At 59.0% G+C, this 17,584-nt stretch carries 14 protein-coding genes; 10 read left to right on the top strand and 4 right to left on the bottom strand.

Annotated features, from left to right (window positions below; translation table 11 throughout):
- Positions 1-4: 4 nt before the first annotated feature.
- On the bottom strand, positions 5-1,195 hold the full coding sequence (uxuA, locus tag ABLV76_RS19830) for a mannonate dehydratase (RefSeq protein ID WP_048325164.1): 1,191 nt from the start codon (positions 1,193-1,195) through the stop codon (positions 5-7).
- Positions 1,196-1,402: 207 nt separating this feature from the next.
- On the opposite strand from uxuA, the gene ABLV76_RS19825 reads away from it, so the two are divergent.
- The 9 genes from ABLV76_RS19825 to yejF all read left to right on the top strand — a co-directional run bounded on the left by ABLV76_RS19825 (position 1,403) and on the right by yejF (position 13,058).
- Positions 1,403-2,869 carry a fructuronate reductase gene (locus ABLV76_RS19825; protein ID WP_135683384.1) on the top strand — a complete coding sequence of 489 codons (1,467 nt, stop codon included), beginning with the start codon at positions 1,403-1,405 and terminating at the stop codon, positions 2,867-2,869.
- Between the two features lie 120 nt (positions 2,870-2,989).
- Positions 2,990-3,967 (top strand): GTP-binding protein, encoded by a 978-nt coding sequence (locus ABLV76_RS19820; protein WP_108433368.1) that lies wholly within the window; start codon positions 2,990-2,992, stop codon positions 3,965-3,967.
- 37 nt (positions 3,968-4,004) lie between these two features.
- Positions 4,005-4,718 carry a phosphatase PAP2 family protein gene (locus ABLV76_RS19815; protein WP_004201651.1) on the top strand — a complete coding sequence of 238 codons (714 nt, stop codon included), beginning with the start codon at positions 4,005-4,007 and terminating at the stop codon, positions 4,716-4,718.
- Between the two features lie 426 nt (positions 4,719-5,144).
- The gene (gene mepS / locus ABLV76_RS19810; RefSeq protein ID WP_004201653.1) at positions 5,145-5,714 is read left to right on the top strand and encodes a bifunctional murein DD-endopeptidase/murein LD-carboxypeptidase; all 570 of its coding nucleotides are present in this window, start codon (positions 5,145-5,147) and stop codon (positions 5,712-5,714) included.
- Between the two features lie 187 nt (positions 5,715-5,901).
- Complete coding sequence (locus ABLV76_RS19805) at positions 5,902-7,464, top strand: cyclic di-GMP phosphodiesterase (protein ID WP_065878348.1); 1,563 nt, start codon at positions 5,902-5,904, stop codon at positions 7,462-7,464.
- Between the two features lie 68 nt (positions 7,465-7,532).
- Positions 7,533-9,338 (top strand): extracellular solute-binding protein, encoded by a 1,806-nt coding sequence (locus tag ABLV76_RS19800; RefSeq protein WP_126494208.1) that lies wholly within the window; start codon positions 7,533-7,535, stop codon positions 9,336-9,338.
- 9 nt (positions 9,339-9,347) lie between these two features.
- Positions 9,348-10,442 (top strand): microcin C ABC transporter permease YejB, encoded by a 1,095-nt coding sequence (locus tag ABLV76_RS19795; protein ID WP_004201658.1) that lies wholly within the window; start codon positions 9,348-9,350, stop codon positions 10,440-10,442.
- Entirely contained in the window at positions 10,442-11,467 is a 1,026-nt protein-coding gene (locus ABLV76_RS19790) for a microcin C ABC transporter permease (RefSeq protein ID WP_048325169.1), read from the top strand. Before ABLV76_RS19795 ends, ABLV76_RS19790 begins: the two co-directional genes overlap by 1 nt.
- Before the next feature lies 1 nt (position 11,468).
- The gene (gene yejF / locus ABLV76_RS19785; RefSeq protein ID WP_053810127.1) at positions 11,469-13,058 is read left to right on the top strand and encodes a microcin C ABC transporter ATP-binding protein YejF; all 1,590 of its coding nucleotides are present in this window, start codon (positions 11,469-11,471) and stop codon (positions 13,056-13,058) included.
- A 3-nt stretch (positions 13,059-13,061) separates the two neighbouring features.
- On the opposite strand, the gene ABLV76_RS19780 is transcribed toward yejF, so the two are convergent.
- The 3 genes from ABLV76_RS19780 to rsuA all read right to left on the bottom strand — a co-directional run bounded on the left by ABLV76_RS19780 (position 13,062) and on the right by rsuA (position 15,649).
- On the bottom strand, positions 13,062-13,406 hold the full coding sequence (locus tag ABLV76_RS19780) for a YejG family protein (protein WP_002912974.1): 345 nt from the start codon (positions 13,404-13,406) through the stop codon (positions 13,062-13,064).
- 330 nt (positions 13,407-13,736) lie between these two features.
- Positions 13,737-14,933, bottom strand: coding sequence for a Bcr/CflA family multidrug efflux MFS transporter (locus ABLV76_RS19775; RefSeq protein ID WP_004201661.1), 1,197 nt, complete (start codon positions 14,931-14,933; stop codon positions 13,737-13,739).
- Positions 14,930-15,649 carry a 16S rRNA pseudouridine(516) synthase RsuA gene (rsuA, locus tag ABLV76_RS19770; RefSeq protein ID WP_023290466.1) on the bottom strand — a complete coding sequence of 240 codons (720 nt, stop codon included), beginning with the start codon at positions 15,647-15,649 and terminating at the stop codon, positions 14,930-14,932. Before rsuA ends, ABLV76_RS19775 begins: the two co-directional genes overlap by 4 nt.
- A 147-nt stretch (positions 15,650-15,796) precedes the next feature.
- Here rsuA and ABLV76_RS19765 point away from each other — a divergent pair, with 147 nt between their 5' ends.
- Positions 15,797-17,554, top strand: a complete 1,758-nt coding sequence (locus ABLV76_RS19765; protein WP_017899311.1) for a DEAD/DEAH box helicase — start codon at positions 15,797-15,799, stop codon at positions 17,552-17,554.
- Positions 17,555-17,584 lie beyond the last annotated feature (30 nt).

Below are 17,584 nucleotides of genomic sequence, written 5' to 3'. Positions count from 1 at the left end.
GCGATTACAACAGTTCAGGGTATTTGGTCATCTTCAGCGCCAGCTCCACGCCGCGTACTTCCGCCATCCCCTTGAGACGGCCAATCGCCGAATAGCCTGGGTTGGTTTTCTTGCGCAGATCGTCGAGCATCTGATGACCATGATCCGGACGGAAGGGGATCGGGCGCAGATCGCCGGCCTGCTTACGCCGCTGCTCTTCACGCAGAATCGCATCCACCACCGCCACCATATTAACGTCGCCGCTAAGGTGCGCCGCCTCGTGGAAGGTTTTCGGGTTCGCTTCACGGCAGGTGGAGCGCAGATGGGTAAAGTGAATGCGATCGCCAAAGGTCTCCACCATCTTCACCAGATCGTTATCGGCGCGGACGCCATAGGATCCGGTGCACATGGTAAAGCCATTATTAATGCTGTCCACTGTCTCTTTCAGCCACTGCATATCTTCAATGGTCGAGACGATACGCGGCAGGCCAAGGATCGGCCGCGGCGGATCGTCCGGATGCACAGCCAGACGGATCCCCACCTCTTCGCACACCGGCACGATGGCCCGCAGGAAATAGGCCATATTTTCGCGCAGCTGCGCTTTATCGATGTGGTCATATTCCGCCAGACGCGCGCGGAACTGGTCGAGGGTGTAACCCTCTTCCGCCCCCGGCAGGCCGGCGATGATATTGCGGGTCAGTTTCTCAATGTCCGCTTCGCTCATCGCCTTGTAATACGCCTCGGCCTGGCGCTGCTCTTCTTCGCTGTAATCCGCTTCCGCCCCCGGGCGTTTGAGGATATGCAGTTCAAAGGCGGCGAAGGCGATCTGATCGAAACGCAGCGCCCGGGAGCCGTCCGGCAGCTCATATTCCAGATCGGTGCGCGTCCAGTCGAGGATCGGCATAAAGTTGTAGCATACGGTATCGATGCCGCAGGCCGCGAGGTTGCGGATGCTCTGCTGATAGTTGGCAATCCAGGTCGTATACTGCCCGCTGTGGGTTTTAATATCCTCGTGCACCGGAATGCTTTCGACCACCGACCAGGTCAGCCCTTTCGCCGCTAACAGCGCCTGACGCTCTTTAATCTCGTCGATCGGCCAGACCTGACCGTTTGCAATATGGTGCAGCGCAGTGACGACCCCGGTCGCCCCTGCCTGCCGTACATCATCAAGCGATACCGGATCGTTCGGCCCATACCACCGCCAGGTTTGCTCCATCGCTATGCCCTCACAAAAGTTGTTATACCAATAATGGCGACACTCATGACGACTACCATACATGTTTCTCAGCAGGCTGCAAACAGTGCCGGCGCATTGATTGATCCAGCTCACAGTCAGCGGATAATTTCGGCTTACCAATTTAATTTCCTGTCATATAACTTTAGACTGGTAATGTTAATAAGCAGTTAAACAGGTGTGTAAAGAATGACAACAATTGCAACCGCTACGCTACCGGAAAACGTGCAACGTCCTCAGTACGATCGCAGCCAGCTCCGCTCGCGTATTGTCCATTTCGGCTTTGGCGCGTTTCATCGCGCGCACCAGGCGCTGCTGACCGATCGCGTGCTGAATAACTTCGGCGGCGACTGGGGGATCTGCGAAATCAGTCTGTTCAGCGGCGATACGCTGATGAGCCAGCTTCGCGAACAGGACCACCTGTTTACCGTACTGGAAAAAGGCGCCGACGGTAATCAGCCCATTATTATCGGCGCAGTGCACGAATGCCTGAACGCCAGGCTCGATTCGCTGGCGGCAATTATCGAGAAATTTTGCGAGCCGCAGGTGGCGATTGTCTCGCTGACCATCACGGAAAAAGGCTATTGCATCGATCCGGCGACCGGCAAGCTGGATCCGACGCATCCGCGCATCGTTCACGATCTGGAAAATCCGATGCTCCCGCAGTCGGCTCCCGGTATTTTAGTTGAAGCGCTGGCCCGCCGCCGGGAACGCGGCCTGCCGCCCTTTACCGTGCTCTCCTGCGATAACATTCCCGATAACGGCCACGTGGTGAAAAATGCCGTCCTCGGCATGGCGGAAAAACGCAGTCCGGCGCTGGCGAGCTGGATCGCCGACAACGTTAGCTTCCCGGGCACCATGGTGGATCGCATTGTTCCCGCCGCCACCGCCGAGTCGCTGGCAGAAATCGCCGCCGTGCTGGGAGTGGAAGATCCCTGCGCCATCAGCTGCGAACCCTTCATTCAGTGGGTAGTCGAAGACCACTTTGTCGCCGGGCGCCCCGCCTGGGAGACGGCAGGCGTGCAGATGACCGACGACGTGCTGCCCTGGGAGCAGATGAAGCTGCGGATGCTCAACGGCAGCCACTCTTTCCTCGCCTGGCTTGGCTATCTGGCAGGTCATGCGCACGTCAGCGACTGCATGCAGGATGAGGTCTTCCGCCGCGCCGCCCGCCAGCTGATGCTTGACGAACAGGCCCCGACGCTGACCATTACCGGCGTCGACCTGGCGGCCTATGCCGACAGCTTAATCGCGCGCTTCAGCAACCCGGCGCTCAAACACCGTACCTGGCAAATCGCCATGGACGGCAGCCAGAAGCTACCCCAGCGCATGCTCGATGGTATTCGCGTGCATCTTGAGCGCGGCAGCCGCTGGCCGCTGCTGGCCCTCGGCGTGGCCGGCTGGATGCGCTACGTCAGCGGCACGGACGATGCCGGTCAGGCCATCGACGTGCGCGATCCGCTGGTGGACAAGATCCAGCAGCGGGTGGCGCAGAGCGATGAGCAGCAGCGTGTTGACGCCCTGCTGGGTCTGGAGGAAATATTTGGCCGCGACCTGCCGCGCAACGCCCTGTTTGTCGCCGGGATCCGCGCCGCCTGGCAGCAGCTGGCGATGCACGGCGCCCGCGAGGCAGTTGCCCGCGCGCTCGATTCTTAACAATATTTGCGCTTATGCGGACAGAATTCCCTTCTGTCCGCCTCAGGACTTCTCTTTTCCCTCTTTTTTCGTCAGGATAGGCATAACTGTTACAACATTACATTTATCCTGGAGAAAAGAGTGACCAGAACCAATTTGATCACCGGCTTTCTCGGCAGCGGTAAGACGACCTCGATTCTTCATCTGCTGGCGCAGAAGCCTGCGGATGAAAAATGGGCCGTACTGGTTAACGAGTTTGGCGAAGTCGGGATAGACGGCGCGCTGCTGGCCGACAGCGGCGCCCTGCTCAAAGAGATCCCCGGCGGCTGCATGTGCTGTGTCAATGGCCTGCCGATGCAGGTCGGACTGAACACCCTGCTGCGCCAGGGGAAACCCGATCGTCTGTTGATCGAACCTACCGGACTTGGCCATCCAAAGCAGATCCTCGATATTCTCACCGCGGCGGTGTATGAACCCTGGATCGATCTGCGCGCGACCCTGTGCATCCTCGATCCGCGTCAGCTACTGGACGAGAAAGCGGTCAACAACGACAACTTTCGCGACCAGCTGGCGGCGGCGGATATCATCGTGGCCAATAAAAGCGATCGGGAAACGCCCGAAAGCGCTCAGGCGTTTGCCGACTGGTGGCAACGCTGGGGCGGCGAGCGTCGCCAGGTGTCGGTGACCCAGGGGAATATCGACCTCGCCCTGCTTGATGAGCCACGACGGAACACCGCCCCACTGCCGGCGAGCGGGGAGCACGCCCATCGCCATCCCCCAACAGCCGGTCTCGCCGCCCTTAGCCTGGCGGAACACCAGCGCTGGCGCCGCCACCTTAACAGCGGCCAGGGCTATCAGGCCTGCGGTTGGATCTTCGACGCGGAAACGGTCTTTGACACCATCGCCCTGCTGGAGTGGGCCCGGCTGGCGCCGGTGGCGCGCGTCAAAGGTGTGCTGCGCATTGCCGAAGGGGCGGTGCGGATCAACCGCCAGGGTGAGGATCTGCATATCGAGACCCTCAGCGTTGCACCGCCCGATAGCCGCATCGAGCTTATCTCCGCTAATGAAGCCGACTGGAATGCGCTCCAGACCTCATTGTTGAGGCTTCGTTTAAGTTAAGGCGGCTAAGGTTGCCGCCGACTGTCACAAAATCGCAATGGCTATGATGAAAAACCGAATTCCTTTAATCTTGCTGCTAAACATCGCGGGTGTGGCGCTATTTTGCTCCTGGTATCTGCCAGCCAACCACGGCGCGTGGGCGCCTGTTGACTCCGCGATCTTCCATTTCTTTAACCATGGCGTCAGCGTCAGCCGCGCTTACGCCTGGCTGCTGGCGATCATCAACAATCGCGCCTTCGACGCCTGCTCGCTGCTGGCTATGGGGTGCCTGATGCTTAGCTACTGGCTCAAGGCGCCGGCGGCAGGCCGTCGTCAGATCGCCATTATGGGCCTGGTGATGCTGCTGGCGGCGGTGATCATCAACCAGCTGGCGCAGCACCTGATGCCGGTTCAGCGCGCCAGCCCGTCGCTGTTTTTCAGCGATGTAACCCGCGTCAGCGACGTCGTTAACTTCCCCACTAAGGATGCTTCCAAGGACAGCTTCCCCGGCGATCATGGGATGATGCTGCTGATCTTCGCGAGCTTTATGTGGCGCTATTTTGGTCGCCGCGCGCTGGCCGTGGCGCTGGTGATATTTGTGGTCTTTGCTTTCCCGCGGGTGATGATTGGCGCCCACTGGTTCAGCGATATTGCCGTCGGCTCGCTGACCGCCGTGCTGATTGGCGCGCCCTGGGTATTGATGACTCCCCTGAGCGATAAACTGATCGCCTTTTTCGATCGCTACTTACCCGGTGGAATATCAGCCAAATAATGTCTCCGGCAGTCGCCAGACTCATTATCTATAAGGGGACCTTTTGGGTCCCTTTTTTTCAATTGTCCTTTTTTTCTACATCACGTTCATCTTCTTGTCACATTAATCCCGTGACAAATGAAGGAATTGTCTGTTTTTTGCCCGATATTGTCGCTATTTTGGCCTTTCCCGATGATTCACTTTTTGTCACCAAAATACTTATAAGAAATCGCGCAAAACCGCTCGCCATGCGGCGTTTGATAGGGTAATCTCGTTCTCGTTTTGCCTTTTCCGCAACATTAATTCAAGGCGTGAATAAAATTGTGCGTGACTGCACAAATTTAAGCTTAAGGAATTGTCTCATTGCGGATGGGTATTTAGGCTCTAACACGTTTGGCATTTTTATAACGACATTGTCGTTAAGGACAACAAGGGAAAATAAACAGCATGGTCAAATCTCAGCCGATTTTGAGATACATCTTGCGGGTAGCCCCCGCGATTGCAGTAGCGGTTCTGCTTTCCGCGTGTAGTTCAACAAGTACCGCCAGGAATATGCATTCTGAGACGCATGCTGTGGGTAGTGGCGATTTATCATCACTGCAAGCCTCTCAGGATGAATTTGAAACGATGGTCCGTAACCTGGACGTGAAGTCCCGTTTAATGGATCAGTATGCCAGCTGGAAAGGCGTGCGTTACCGCCTCGGCGGCAGCACCCGCAAAGGTATCGACTGCTCGGCGTTCGTGCAGCGCACCTTCCGCGAACAATTTGGTCTGGAACTGCCGCGTTCAACTTCTGAACAGCAGGAAACCGGAAAATCGATTTCCCGTACCCAGCTGCGTACTGGCGATCTGGTTCTGTTCCGTGCCGGTTCTACCGGCCGCCATGTAGGGATCTACCTCGGCAACAACCAGTTTGTTCACGCCTCTACCAGCAGCGGGGTGACTATCTCCAGCATGGATGAGCCATACTGGAAAAAGCGCTACAACGAAGCGCGTCGAGTCCTGAGCCGCTCGTAAACTGTCCTCTACCGCCGCCGGTTATCCCTTGGCTGGAAGCGGGATAAAAAACACTGCCCCGGCAGTGTTTTTTTTTGCCACCTGATTCTGAACGACGCAAAATAAGCTATGTCTTTTAAGTGGGAATGAGAAAAACGACGACTGACAACCCGTTGCTGCGCATCAATAACACGGAAAGACTATAGCTATGCTGACTCGCTACTTTTCGCCCCAGCGTAAAACCTGGCTAACCAGCCTGTGCGTGGGAATTATCGTCGCGCTACTGGCCGGCAGCATTCAGTTTATGGTGATTTACCATAACCGGGCGGAGCGTTTCGACGCCATTATCAACAACGTTAATACCTATCTGAAGAGCTACTTTCACGACCTGCGGCAGACCATCAACGGCCTGCAGCCGCTGGTGGACCAGCCCTGCGAGAATATTGACTCTGGGCTCACCTCCCATGCCGCTTTCAGCCCTAACGTCCGCGCCTTTCTGCTGGTCAAAAACGGCGTGGCCTTTTGCTCCTCGGCAACCGGCGCCATGGATACCCCCCTCACCCAGCTGATCCCAGCCATTGATATCCGCAAACCCCTTGATATGGCCATTTTGCCGGGCACGCCGATGATGCCGAAGAGCGCGGCGCTGGCGTTGTGGGTAGGAAAACCTGGTGATAAAAACAGCGGCATTTTCGTGTCGATTAACGCCAATCTCACACCGTATATCCTCTATTCTGCACGGCAGAATGATTTCAGCGGCATTGCGCTGGCCATCGATCACACCGCCATCTCCACCTTCAGTAACCGGCTGGTGGATCCGCAAACGCTGCATAACGCGCCGATCCGCCAGACACAGATCGAGGGTTTACCGCTGAAGGTCTACCTGTATGCCAACAGCTGGCTGGCGGAAAATACGCAGTTTGCTCTGCTGCTCGGGGTGGTGTGCGGCCTGCTGGCGGGGCTACTCTGCTATTACGTGCTGACGATCAAATCCGATCCGCGAAAATCCATTCTCCTGGGGATCAAAAACAACCAGTTCTACGTCGTCTATCAGCCGGTGGTGAATGCCCAGACTCTGCATATCAGCGGCGTCGAGGTCCTGATGCGCTGGCGCCATCCGGTGGTGGGCGAAATCCCGCCCGACATCTTTATTAACCTGGCCGAAACCCAGCAGATGATCGTGCCGCTGACCCATCATCTGCTGGCGCTGATCGCCCGCGATGCTGCGGTGTTGAAGCGTATTCTGCCGCGCGGCGTCAAGCTGGGGCTGAATATATCCCCTGCCCATCTGCAGGCCGACAGCTTCCGCGACGATATGCTGCGCTTCGCCGCCGCGCTGCCCGCCGGCCATTTTCACGTGGTGCTGGAGGTGACCGAGCGGGCGATGATTGATAAAGAAAAATCGATGGCTAACTTCGCCTGGCTCCACCGCCAGGGATTCGAAATCGCGATTGATGATTTTGGCACCGGGCATAGCGCGCTGATCTACCTTGAGCGCTATAACTTCGACTATCTGAAGATCGATCGCGGTTTTGTGCAGGCGATCGGCACCGAAACCGTTACCTCGCCGGTGCTGGATGCGGTACTGACCCTCAGCCGCCGGCTGAAATTAATGACCGTCGCCGAAGGGGTGGAGACCCAGGAGCAGGCGGAGTGGCTCCGCGCTCAGGGGGTTCATTTCCTGCAGGGGTACTGGATCAGCCGGCCGCTGTCGCTGGCGGCGCTGGTGGCCGCGCACGATGAACCCGCGAACTATTTCACAACGCGTTAAGTCTCACTTATGATGCGGGAACAGAAGTCGGCCATGGGGGCCGGCTATGACGGGGTATTCTGCCGCCTATGTATGCGCGACTTTTTCTGCTTCTGCTTGCTCTGTTTAGCCTGAGCGCTAACGCGCAATCCATTCAGGAAAGCGTCGCCTTCGCGATTATCGGCGAACCCAAATACGCCGCCGGTTTCAGCCATTTTGATTATGTTAATCCACAGGCGCCGAAAGGCGGCACCCTCACCCTGGCGGCGATTGGCACCTTTGACAACTTCAACCGCTACGCGCTGCGCGGCAATCCCGCGGTACGCACTGAGGCGCTCTACGATCCCCTGTTCACCACCTCGGATGATGAGCCCGGCAGCTACTATCCGCTGATTGCCGAGCGGGCGCGCTACGCCGGGGACTATTCATGGATGGAGATCGCCCTCAACCCGCGCGCCCGTTTTCACGACGGCACGCCGATCACCGCCCGCGATGTCGCTTTTACCTTCAATAAGTTTATGACCGAAGGGGTGCCGCAGTTCCGCCTCTTTTATAAAGGCACCACCGTGAAGGCCATCGCGCCGTTGACCGTGCGTATCGACCTCGGCCAGCCCGGTAAAGAGAACATGCTGAGCCTGCTGAGCCTGCCGGTGATGCCCGAGGCGTTCTGGCGTCATCACAAACTCAGCGACCCGCTGTCAAAGCCGCCGCTGGCCAGCGGGCCCTACCGCATCAGCGCCTGGCGGATGGGACAGTATATTACCTATTCCCGGGTCGCCGACTACTGGGCGGCCGACCTGCCGGTCAACCGCGGTCGCTGGAACTTCGATACGCTGCGCTATGACTATTATCTTGACGACAACGTCGCTTTCGAAGCCTTTAAAGCCGGGGCCGTCGACCGCCGGGAAGAGACGGTCGCCAAAAACTGGGCCACCCGCTACGTCGGCCGCAACTTCAGCCGCGGCTACATCATCAAAGAGGAGTATGCCAACACCTCGGCGCAGGATACCCAGTGGCTGGCGTTCAATATCCAGCGCCCGGTATTCGCCGATCGCCGGGTGCGGGAGGCTATTACCCTGGCGTTTGATTTTGAATGGATGAACAAAGCGCTGTTCTACAGCGCCTATCAGCGCGCCAATAGCTATTTCCAGAACACCGAATATGCCGCCCGCAGCCTGCCCGACGCGGCCGAACTGGCCCTGCTGACGCCGATGAAAAACGAACTGCCCCCCGAGCTCTTCAGTCAGGTTTACCAGCCGCCGGTCTCCCGCGGCGATGGCTTTGACCGCGCCAACTTACTCAAAGCCGACGCCCTGCTCAACGCGGCAGGCTGGACGGTGAAGAACCAGCGCCGGGTTAACGCCGCCACCGGCAAGCCGCTGCGCTTTGAGCTGCTGATGCCGGCCGGAAGCAATGACCGCTGGGTGCTGCCGTTCCAGCACAACCTGCAGCGCCTGGGGATCGTCATGGATATTCGTCAGGTGGATAACTCGCAGTACAGCAACCGCCGCCGCAGCCGCGATTACGACATGATGCCAAGCCTGTGGCGTGCCATGCCCTGGCCGGGGACCGACCTGCAAATCTCCTGGGCGTCAGACTATATTCACTCCAGCTACAACGCGCCGGGGGTGCAGAGTCCGGTGGTAGATAAACTGATTGCGCAGATCCTGCAGTGGCAGGGTAATAAGCAGAAGCTGATCCCGCTCGGCCGGGCGCTGGACCGCGTCCTCACCTGGAACCACTATATGTTGCCGATGTGGTATATGGCGCAGGACCGCACCGCGTGGTGGAATAAATTCTCGTTCCCGAAAACCCGCCCCATTTATTCGTCCGGCCTTGATACCTGGTGGTATGACGCGAACAAAGCGGCCACCCTCCCCGCGGACAGACGCTAAGGACATACCATGGGCAGTTACCTGATCCGCCGTTTGCTGTTAGTGATCCCCACCCTGTGGGCCATCATCACCATTAACTTTTTTATTGTGCAGATCGCCCCCGGCGGCCCGGTCGACCAGGCCATCGCCGCCATCGAATTTGGTCAGCACGGCGGAATGCCAGGCGCCGGCGACGGCGGGATGGGCGCCAGCCATGCCCGTACCGGCGCCGGCAATATCAGCGAGGGTCACTATCGCGGGGGGCGCGGCCTCGATCCGGAAGTCATCGCCGAGATCACCCACCGCTACGGCTTCGACAAACCGCTGCACGAGCGCTACCTGAAGATGCTGGGCGATTATCTGCGCTTTGATTTTGGCGACAGCCTGTTTCGCAGCGCCTCCGTACTGCAGCTGATTAAAGACAGCCTGCCGGTCTCGGTGAGCCTCGGGCTGTGGAGCACGCTGATCATCTATCTGGTCTCCATTCCGCTGGGCATCCGCAAAGCCGTCAGCAACGGCAGCCGCTTTGACATCTGGAGCAGTACGCTGATTATCATTGGCTATGCGATCCCCGCCTTTCTGTTCGCCATCCTGCTGATCGTGATTTTCGCCGGCGGCAGCTATTTCGACCTCTTCCCGCTGCGCGGTCTGGTCTCGCCAAACTTCGACACCCTCCCGTGGTATGAAAAGATCCTCGACTATCTGTGGCACATCACCCTGCCGGTGCTGGCGACGGTGATCGGCGGCTTTGCCGCCCTGACCATGCTGACTAAAAACAGCTTCCTTGACGAGATCCGCAAACAGTATGTAGTCACCGCCCGCGCCAAAGGCGTCGGTGAGAAACAGATCCTCTGGGGACACGTGTTCCGCAACGCCATGCTGCTGGTGATCGCTGGTTTCCCGGCCACCTTTATCAGTATGTTCTTTACCGGCTCGCTGCTGATCGAAGTGATGTTCTCGTTGAATGGTCTGGGGCTGCTGGGCTATGAAGCGACGGTCTCCCGCGACTATCCGGTGATGTTCGGGACGCTCTATATTTTCACCCTGATCGGCCTGCTGCTTAATATCGTCAGCGATATCAGCTATACGCTGGTCGACCCGCGTATTGATTTTGAGGGCCGCTAATGTCGTTCTTCAGTCCCGTTAATCAGGCCCGCTGGGCGCGCTTTCGCCACAACCGTCGCGGTTACTGGTCGCTGTGGCTGTTTTTAATTCTCTTCCTCTGCAGCCTGGGGGCTGAGCTGCTGGCCAACGATCGGCCGCTGCTGGTGCAGTACCGGGGCCAGCTGTACGTCCCGGTATTAAAAAACTACACCGAGCAGACCTTCGGCGGCGCATTCGCCACCGCCGCTGACTATCAGGATCCGTGGCTGCAGCACCAGCTGGCCAGCCACGGCTGGGCGCTTTGGCCGCCGGTGCGCTTCGGCGCGACGACGATCAATTTTGCCAGCACGGTTCCTTTTCCCTCGCCGCCCTCGGCCAGCAACTGGCTCGGCACCGACGCCAACGGCGGCGATGTGCTGGCGCGGATCCTCTATGGGACGCGCATCTCGGTACTCTTTGGCCTGCTGCTGACGCTGTTCTCCAGCGTGCTGGGGGTGCTGGCCGGGGCGATCCAGGGTTATTACGGCGGTAAAATCGACCTCTGGGGGCAGCGTTTTATCGAAGTCTGGTCCGGCATGCCGACGCTGTTTCTGATCATTCTGCTCTCCAGCGTCGTGCAGCCGGGCTTCTGGTGGCTGTTGGCGATCACCGTCCTGTTTGGCTGGATGACACTGGTGGGCGTGGTGCGCGCTGAATTTCTCCGCACCCGCAACTACGACTACATCCGGGCGGCGCAGGCGTTAGGGGTCAGCGACCGGCAGATCATCCTGCGGCATATGCTGCCCAACGCGATGGTGGCGACCCTCACCTTCCTGCCTTTTATTCTCTGCAGCTCTATTACCACCCTGACGTCGCTGGATTTTCTCGGCTTCGGCCTGCCGCTTGGCTCGCCCTCACTCGGCGAGCTGCTCCTGCAGGGCAAAAACAACCTGCAGGCGCCCTGGCTGGGTATTGCCGCGTTTCTTTCCGTCGCCATGCTGCTGACGCTGCTGATTTTCATCGGTGAAGCGGTTCGCGACGCCTTTGACCCCAGTAAGGCGGTGTAATATGACCCACCCGCTGTTAGCTATCGACAACCTCTCTATCGCCTTTCGCCAGCAGGGCGAGACGCAGACCGTCGTGCATAATCTGTCGCTCGAGGTGGCGGTCGGCGAAACGCTGGCCCTGGTGGGTGAATCCGGCTCCGGTAAGAGCATCTCCGCCCTGTCGGTGCTGCGGCTGCTCCCTACCCCGCCGGCCAGCTACCCCAGCGGCGATATCCGTTTTCATGGCCAGTCGCTGCTGCATGCGGATGAGGCGACCCTGCGCGGCGTGCGCGGCAACCGGATCGCGATGATCTTTCAGGAGCCGATGGTGTCGCTCAATCCCCTGCACACCCTGGAAAAACAGCTCTACGAGGTGCTGTCGTTACACCGGGGAATGCGCAAAGAGGCGGCGCGCGGGGAGATCCTCGACTGCCTGGAGCGCGTCGGGATCCGTCAGGCGCCGCGGCGGCTGGCGGACTATCCGCACCAGCTCTCCGGCGGCGAGCGCCAGCGGGTGATGATCGCCATGGCGCTGCTGACGCGCCCTGAGCTGCTGATCGCCGACGAGCCGACCACCGCCCTCGATGTGTCAGTGCAGGCGCAAATTCTGCAGCTGCTGCGCGAGCTGAAGCGGGAGCTGAACATGGGGATGCTGTTTATTACCCATAACCTGAGCATCGTCCGCCAGCTGGCTGACCGGGTGGCGGTAATGCAGAACGGCCGCTGCGTGGAGCACAATCACTGTCGGGCGCTGTTCAGCGCGCCGGCTCATCCCTACACCCAACGCCTGCTGGATAGCGAACCGGACGGTGAGCCGGTGCCGTTGGCCGTCGATGCCCCGGTGCTGCTGCAGGTGGACGATTTAAACGTGGCATTTCCTGTTCGCAAAGGGATCCTGCGCCGGGTTGTCGATCACCATCGGGTGGTCAACAGCCTCAGTTTTCAGCTACGCGCCGGCGAGACGCTGGGGCTGGTGGGCGAATCGGGATCGGGGAAAAGCACCACCGGTCTGGCGCTGCTGCGCCTGATCTCATCCGAGGGCAGGATAACCTTTACCGGTCAGCCGATTCAGGGGCGTAACCGTCGACAGCTGCTGCCGCTGCGCCGACAAATGCAGGTGGTTTTTCAGGATCCGAACTCGTCGCTCAATCCGCGCCTGACGGCGCAGCAGATTATTGAAGAAGGATTGCGCGTCCACCAGCCGACGCTGACGGCAGTCGAACGCGAACAGGCGGTAATCCTTGCCATGCAGGAGGTCGGGCTCGATCCGGCCAGCCGCCAGCGCTACCCGGCGGCATTCTCCGGCGGCCAGCGCCAGCGTATCGCCATCGCCAGAGCGTTAATCGTCAAGCCGCAACTGATCGTCCTCGACGAGCCGACTTCTTCGCTGGATAAAACCGTTCAGGCGCAGATCCTGAATCTGTTGAAAGCATTACAGCTGAAGCATCAGCTGGCCTATATTTTTATCAGCCATGATTTAGGCGTGGTGCGCGCGCTGTGTCACCAGGTGATGGTGCTGCGGCAGGGAATGGTGGTTGAACAGGGCGAGTGCCAGTCCGTCTTCAGCGCGCCCCGGCATGAGTATACCCGCCAGCTGCTGGCGCTAAGCTGACGGTCAGAAAGGGTTATTGCCGGAGAAGGGCTCGGCGATCGCCACGCCAAAATTTTTCAGACGACAGGTGGCGGCAAACTCATCCTGCAGATTAACGAACAGGCAGGGTTCGCCTTCGCACTCAAGAACGGAACAGTCGACTTCGATGTCGCTTAACGCCTGGCTGAGCTTATGCATCACCGGCCAGGCTTTTTCACCGTCCGGACTCAGCAGTTTCAGGGCGACGAGACTGTTTTCGTTCTGCGCGCCGTTTTGCGGAATCGGTTCAACTCTGGAACCCGCAAAACCGGCCAGCCAGCGATAGCTCTGCGGCAGACGGTGTACGATAGAGAGTTGTTGTGTATTCACGTGGTTTCCCCGGAAGCAAAAGGCTTCACAATAAATTTACATCAATATTAACACACTGTTGACAAATAGTCCTGCTCAGACGCAGAAAACGTTTACAGCCGCGTCGGACCAAGGTTAAGCGCTTATATTCCAGCGTGTTATTTTTTAACCCGGCAAGCCGATTGGCGCTATATGTACCCGTTTCTGTGATCCAAAACAACTTTTTTATCGCAACAATGCGACTTTTTACACTAATTGATTTTACATAAAGGAAACAAATCACAGAACCCTGAAGCCCATTGCGGTTGACATGCATCAAGAAAGGGGCGATTTCGCCCCTGAAAATGTGACCTAGCGTGCGATTTTTCGCCGGCGGGAAGCGTAAAGGGAGAAGAAAATAGAGCTGGTGGCGCAGAAGGCAATGGAGATTAACATCGGCCAGGCGGTGGTAAAGGTGGCCATCGACAGCAGCGCGCCGATAATCGCCCCGATACCAAAGCGGAAAGTCCCCGCCAGCGACGAAGCGGTGCCCGCCATATGCGGAAACTCATCGAGGATCACCGCCATAGCGTTCGACGACACCATCGATACGCAGCCAACGAAGGCCGCCACGCCGATCACCAGCGACCAGAAGCCGACGTCGAGCAGCGCGCAAACCACCATCCACACCGCCATGGCAAACTGGATCCACAGCCCGGCGCGGAACATGCGCAACGCCCCTACCCGCCGCACAAACCGGCTGTTGAACATGGTCATCAGGAACAGAAAGACAATGTTCAGCGCAAAATAGTAGCCAAAGTGCTGAGGCGCGACGTGGTTAATATTGATATAGACGAAAGGCCCGGCGCTAAGGAAAGAGAACATGCCCGCGAAGCTGAAGCCGCTCGCCAGCATATAGCTCAGGACCCGCTTATGGCGGAACAGGGTGGCAAAGTTACCCAGCGTGGTGCGCAGGTGGAACGGCTGACGCCTTTCAGCCGGTAGCGTTTCGCGGATAAACAGGCCGATCATCAGCGAGGCCAGCAGGGCCACCAGGGCAAGGATCCAGAAAATGGCATGCCAGCTGAACCAGACCAGCACCGCCCCGCCGACCATCGGCGCCACCAGCGGCGCAATGGTCGTCACCAGCATGACAAACGACATCATCCGCGAAAACTCATCTTTCGGATAGATATCGCGCATCAGGGCGTTGATCACCACGCTGGCCGCCGCGGCCGCCAGACCGTGGAAGAAGCGCATGGCGATCAGCATCTCGATGGTCTGCGACAGGGCGCAGGCCACCGCCGCCGCGGCGAAGACCAGCGTTCCGCCGAGGATCACCGGCTTGCGGCCAAGGCTGTCGGCCATCGGACCGTACAGCAGCTGCCCCAGCGCAAAGCCGAGGATATAGGTGCTGAGGGTCATCTGCGCGCTGCCGTCCGGCACGTGGTACTGGGCAGCGATCACCGGCAGGGCCGGGAGGTACATATCGATCGACAGCGGCATCAGCATGGCCAGCAGGCCAAGGATAAAGACAATCCCCAGAGACGAATTTTGCTTCAGCGTCACGTTTTGCTCCGTGGCTGCGGAGCGCCCACGCTGGCGATTTCCGCTTCCGTCAGCGGACGATATTCACCCGGCGCCAGAGATTCATCCAGCAGGATGTCGCCGATGCGTTCCCGATGCAGGCCAACCACGTGGTTGCCCACGGCGGCGAACATGCGTTTCACCTGATGGTAGCGGCCTTCGCTAATGGTGAGGCGCACTTCGGTCGGAGTGATAACTTCCAGCACCGCCGGTTTGGTGAGATCTTTTTCGTTATGCAGCTGGACGCCTTTTGCAAACAGCTCCGCGGTCCCTTCCGCCAGCGGGCTTTCCAGCGCCACCAGATAGGTTTTTTCACAATGGTGGCGTGGCGAGGTAATGCGGTGCGACCACTGGCCGTCATCGGTCATCAGCACCAGTCCGGTGGTGTCGATATCCAGCCGTCCGGCGGCGTGCAGCTTATGCGCCACCGGCTCGTCGAGGAAATAAAGGATAGTCGGATGATCGGGATCGTCGGTGGAACAGACGTACCCTTGCGGCTTGTTGAGCATAAAATAGCGCGGGCCGTTCTGCTGGGTCAGCGTGTTCCCGTCATACTCCACCTCGTGCTCCGGCTGAAGCTTAAAGGAAGCATCTTTTACAATGTCGCCGTCCACGGTAACGCGGCTGCCGCGGATTTCACGCCCGGCAATAGCCCGGCTGACGCCAAGCTGCTGAGCGATAAACTTATCAAGTCGCATGAGATTTTTTTAGCCTGTCAAAGTGCTGGAGCGGGCAAATCGCCCGAAAAAGAAGAATTTCACTGGCTAGTATAACGGGCTCTTAACACCACTCAAGGGAAAAGATTCATGGCATACTATTCGCGAGTTAATTAGCCCCGTGAATTCATGACTTTTACATTACGTCCTTACCAACAAGAAGCCGTCGATGCCACCCTCGCCTGGTTCCGTCGCCATACCGAGCCGGCGGCGATTGTCCTGCCCACCGGCGCGGGCAAAAGCCTGGTGATCGCCGAGCTTGCCCGCCTGGCCCGCGGCCGCGTGCTGGTGCTGGCCCACGTCAAAGAGCTGGTGGCGCAGAATCATGCCAAATACTGCGCCCTTGGCCTTGAGGCGGATATCTTTGCCGCCGGTCTGCAGCGAAAAGAGAGCCACGGCAAAGTGGTGTTCGGCAGCGTACAGTCGGTGGCGCGCAATCTCGACCAGTTTCGCAGCGAATTTTCGCTACTCATCGTCGATGAATGCCACCGCATCAGCGATGATGACGACAGCCAGTATCAGCAGATCATCGGCCACCTGCGGCAGGTTAATCCGCAGATCCGGCTGCTCGGCCTGACGGCTACTCCGTTCCGCCTTGGCAAGGGCTGGATCTATCAGTTCCACTACCACGGGATGGTGCGCGGCGATGAAAAGGCCCTGTTCCGCGATTGCATCTATGAGCTACCGCTGCGCTATATGATTAAGCACGGCTACCTGACGCCGCCGGAGCGCCTCGATATGCCGGTGGTGCAGTACGATTTCAGTCGCCTGCAGGCGCAAAGCAACGGCCTGTTCAGCGAAGCCGATCTTAACCATGAGCTGAAAAAACAGCAGCGTATCACCCCACATATCGTCAGCCAGATCGTGGAGTTCGCCGAAAGCCGCAAAGGGGTGATGATCTTCGCCGCCACCGTGGAGCACGCCCGGGAAGTGACCGGCCTGCTACCGGCAGGCCAGGCGGCGCTGATCACCGGGGAAACCCCGGGTCCGGAACGGGATCGCATCATCGAGGCGTTTAAAGCGCAGGAGTATCGCTATCTGGTGAACGTCGCGGTGCTGACCACCGGCTTCGACGCCCCGCACGTCGACCTGATCGCCATCCTCCGCCCCACCGAGTCGGTGAGTCTTTACCAACAGATCGTTGGCCGCGGCCTGCGCCTGGCGCCGGGAAAAACCGACTGCCTGATCCTCGACTACGCCGGCAACCCGCACGACCTGTACGCCCCGGAAGTGGGAACGCCGAAGGGTAAAAGCGACAACGTGCCGGTGCAGGTCTTCTGCCCGGCCTGCGGCTTCGCCAATACCTTCTGGGGCAAAACCACCGCCGACGGCACCTTGATTGAACACTTTGGCCGCCGCTGCCAGGGGTGGTTCGAAGATAACGACGGCCACCGCGAACAGTGCGACTTCCGCTTTCGCTTCAAAAACTGTCCGCAGTGCAACGCGGAAAACGATATCGCCGCCCGCCGCTGCCGGGAGTGCGACACCATTCTGGTTGACCCGGACGATATGCTGAAGGCGGCGCTGAAGCTGAAGGACGCGCTGGTGCTACGCTGCAGCGGCATGGCCCTGCAGCACGGCGGCGACGAGAAAGGCCCGTGGCTGAAAATCACCTACTACGATGAAGACGGCGCCGACGTCAGTGAGCGCTTCCGTCTGCAGACGCCCGCCCAGCGTACCGCCTTTGAGCAGTTGTTTATTCGCCCGCATACCCGCACGCCGGGGGTGCCGCTGCGCTGGATAACGCCGGCGGATATCGTGGCCCAGCAGGCGCTGCTGCGCCATCCGGACTTTGTCGTCGCCCGCATGAAAGGCCAGTACTGGCAGGTGCGGGAAAAAGTGTTCGATTATCAGGGGCGTTTTCGCCGCGCCAACGAGCTGCGTTAATCACCCGAAAGCTGAGGTTTTGATTGCCCG

Origin of the sequence: Klebsiella sp. GB_Kp047 (genome assembly GCF_040065235.1) — a bacterium.
GTDB classification, from domain to species: domain Bacteria; phylum Pseudomonadota; class Gammaproteobacteria; order Enterobacterales; family Enterobacteriaceae; genus Klebsiella; species Klebsiella quasipneumoniae.
Note: the sequence above shows the minus strand (reverse complement) of the source record. Positions and strands in the feature narration are given on the sequence as shown.

Excerpts from the sequence above, each read along its gene's own strand:
- uxuA (WP_048325164.1), bottom strand. The coding sequence starts at position 1,195 with ATGGAGCAAACCTGGCGGTGGTATGGGCCGAACGATCCGGTATCGCTT.
- ABLV76_RS19825 (WP_135683384.1), top strand. The coding sequence starts at position 1,403 with ATGACAACAATTGCAACCGCTACGCTACCGGAAAACGTGCAACGTCCT.
- ABLV76_RS19815 (WP_004201651.1), top strand. The coding sequence starts at position 4,005 with ATGGCTATGATGAAAAACCGAATTCCTTTAATCTTGCTGCTAAACATC.
- mepS (WP_004201653.1), top strand. The coding sequence starts at position 5,145 with ATGGTCAAATCTCAGCCGATTTTGAGATACATCTTGCGGGTAGCCCCC.
- ABLV76_RS19805 (WP_065878348.1), top strand. The coding sequence starts at position 5,902 with ATGCTGACTCGCTACTTTTCGCCCCAGCGTAAAACCTGGCTAACCAGC.
- ABLV76_RS19800 (WP_126494208.1), top strand. The coding sequence starts at position 7,533 with ATGTATGCGCGACTTTTTCTGCTTCTGCTTGCTCTGTTTAGCCTGAGC.
- ABLV76_RS19795 (WP_004201658.1), top strand. The coding sequence starts at position 9,348 with ATGGGCAGTTACCTGATCCGCCGTTTGCTGTTAGTGATCCCCACCCTG.
- ABLV76_RS19790 (WP_048325169.1), top strand. The coding sequence starts at position 10,442 with ATGTCGTTCTTCAGTCCCGTTAATCAGGCCCGCTGGGCGCGCTTTCGC.
- yejF (WP_053810127.1), top strand. The coding sequence starts at position 11,469 with ATGACCCACCCGCTGTTAGCTATCGACAACCTCTCTATCGCCTTTCGC.
- rsuA (WP_023290466.1), bottom strand. The coding sequence starts at position 15,649 with ATGCGACTTGATAAGTTTATCGCTCAGCAGCTTGGCGTCAGCCGGGCT.
- ABLV76_RS19765 (WP_017899311.1), top strand. The coding sequence starts at position 15,797 with ATGACTTTTACATTACGTCCTTACCAACAAGAAGCCGTCGATGCCACC.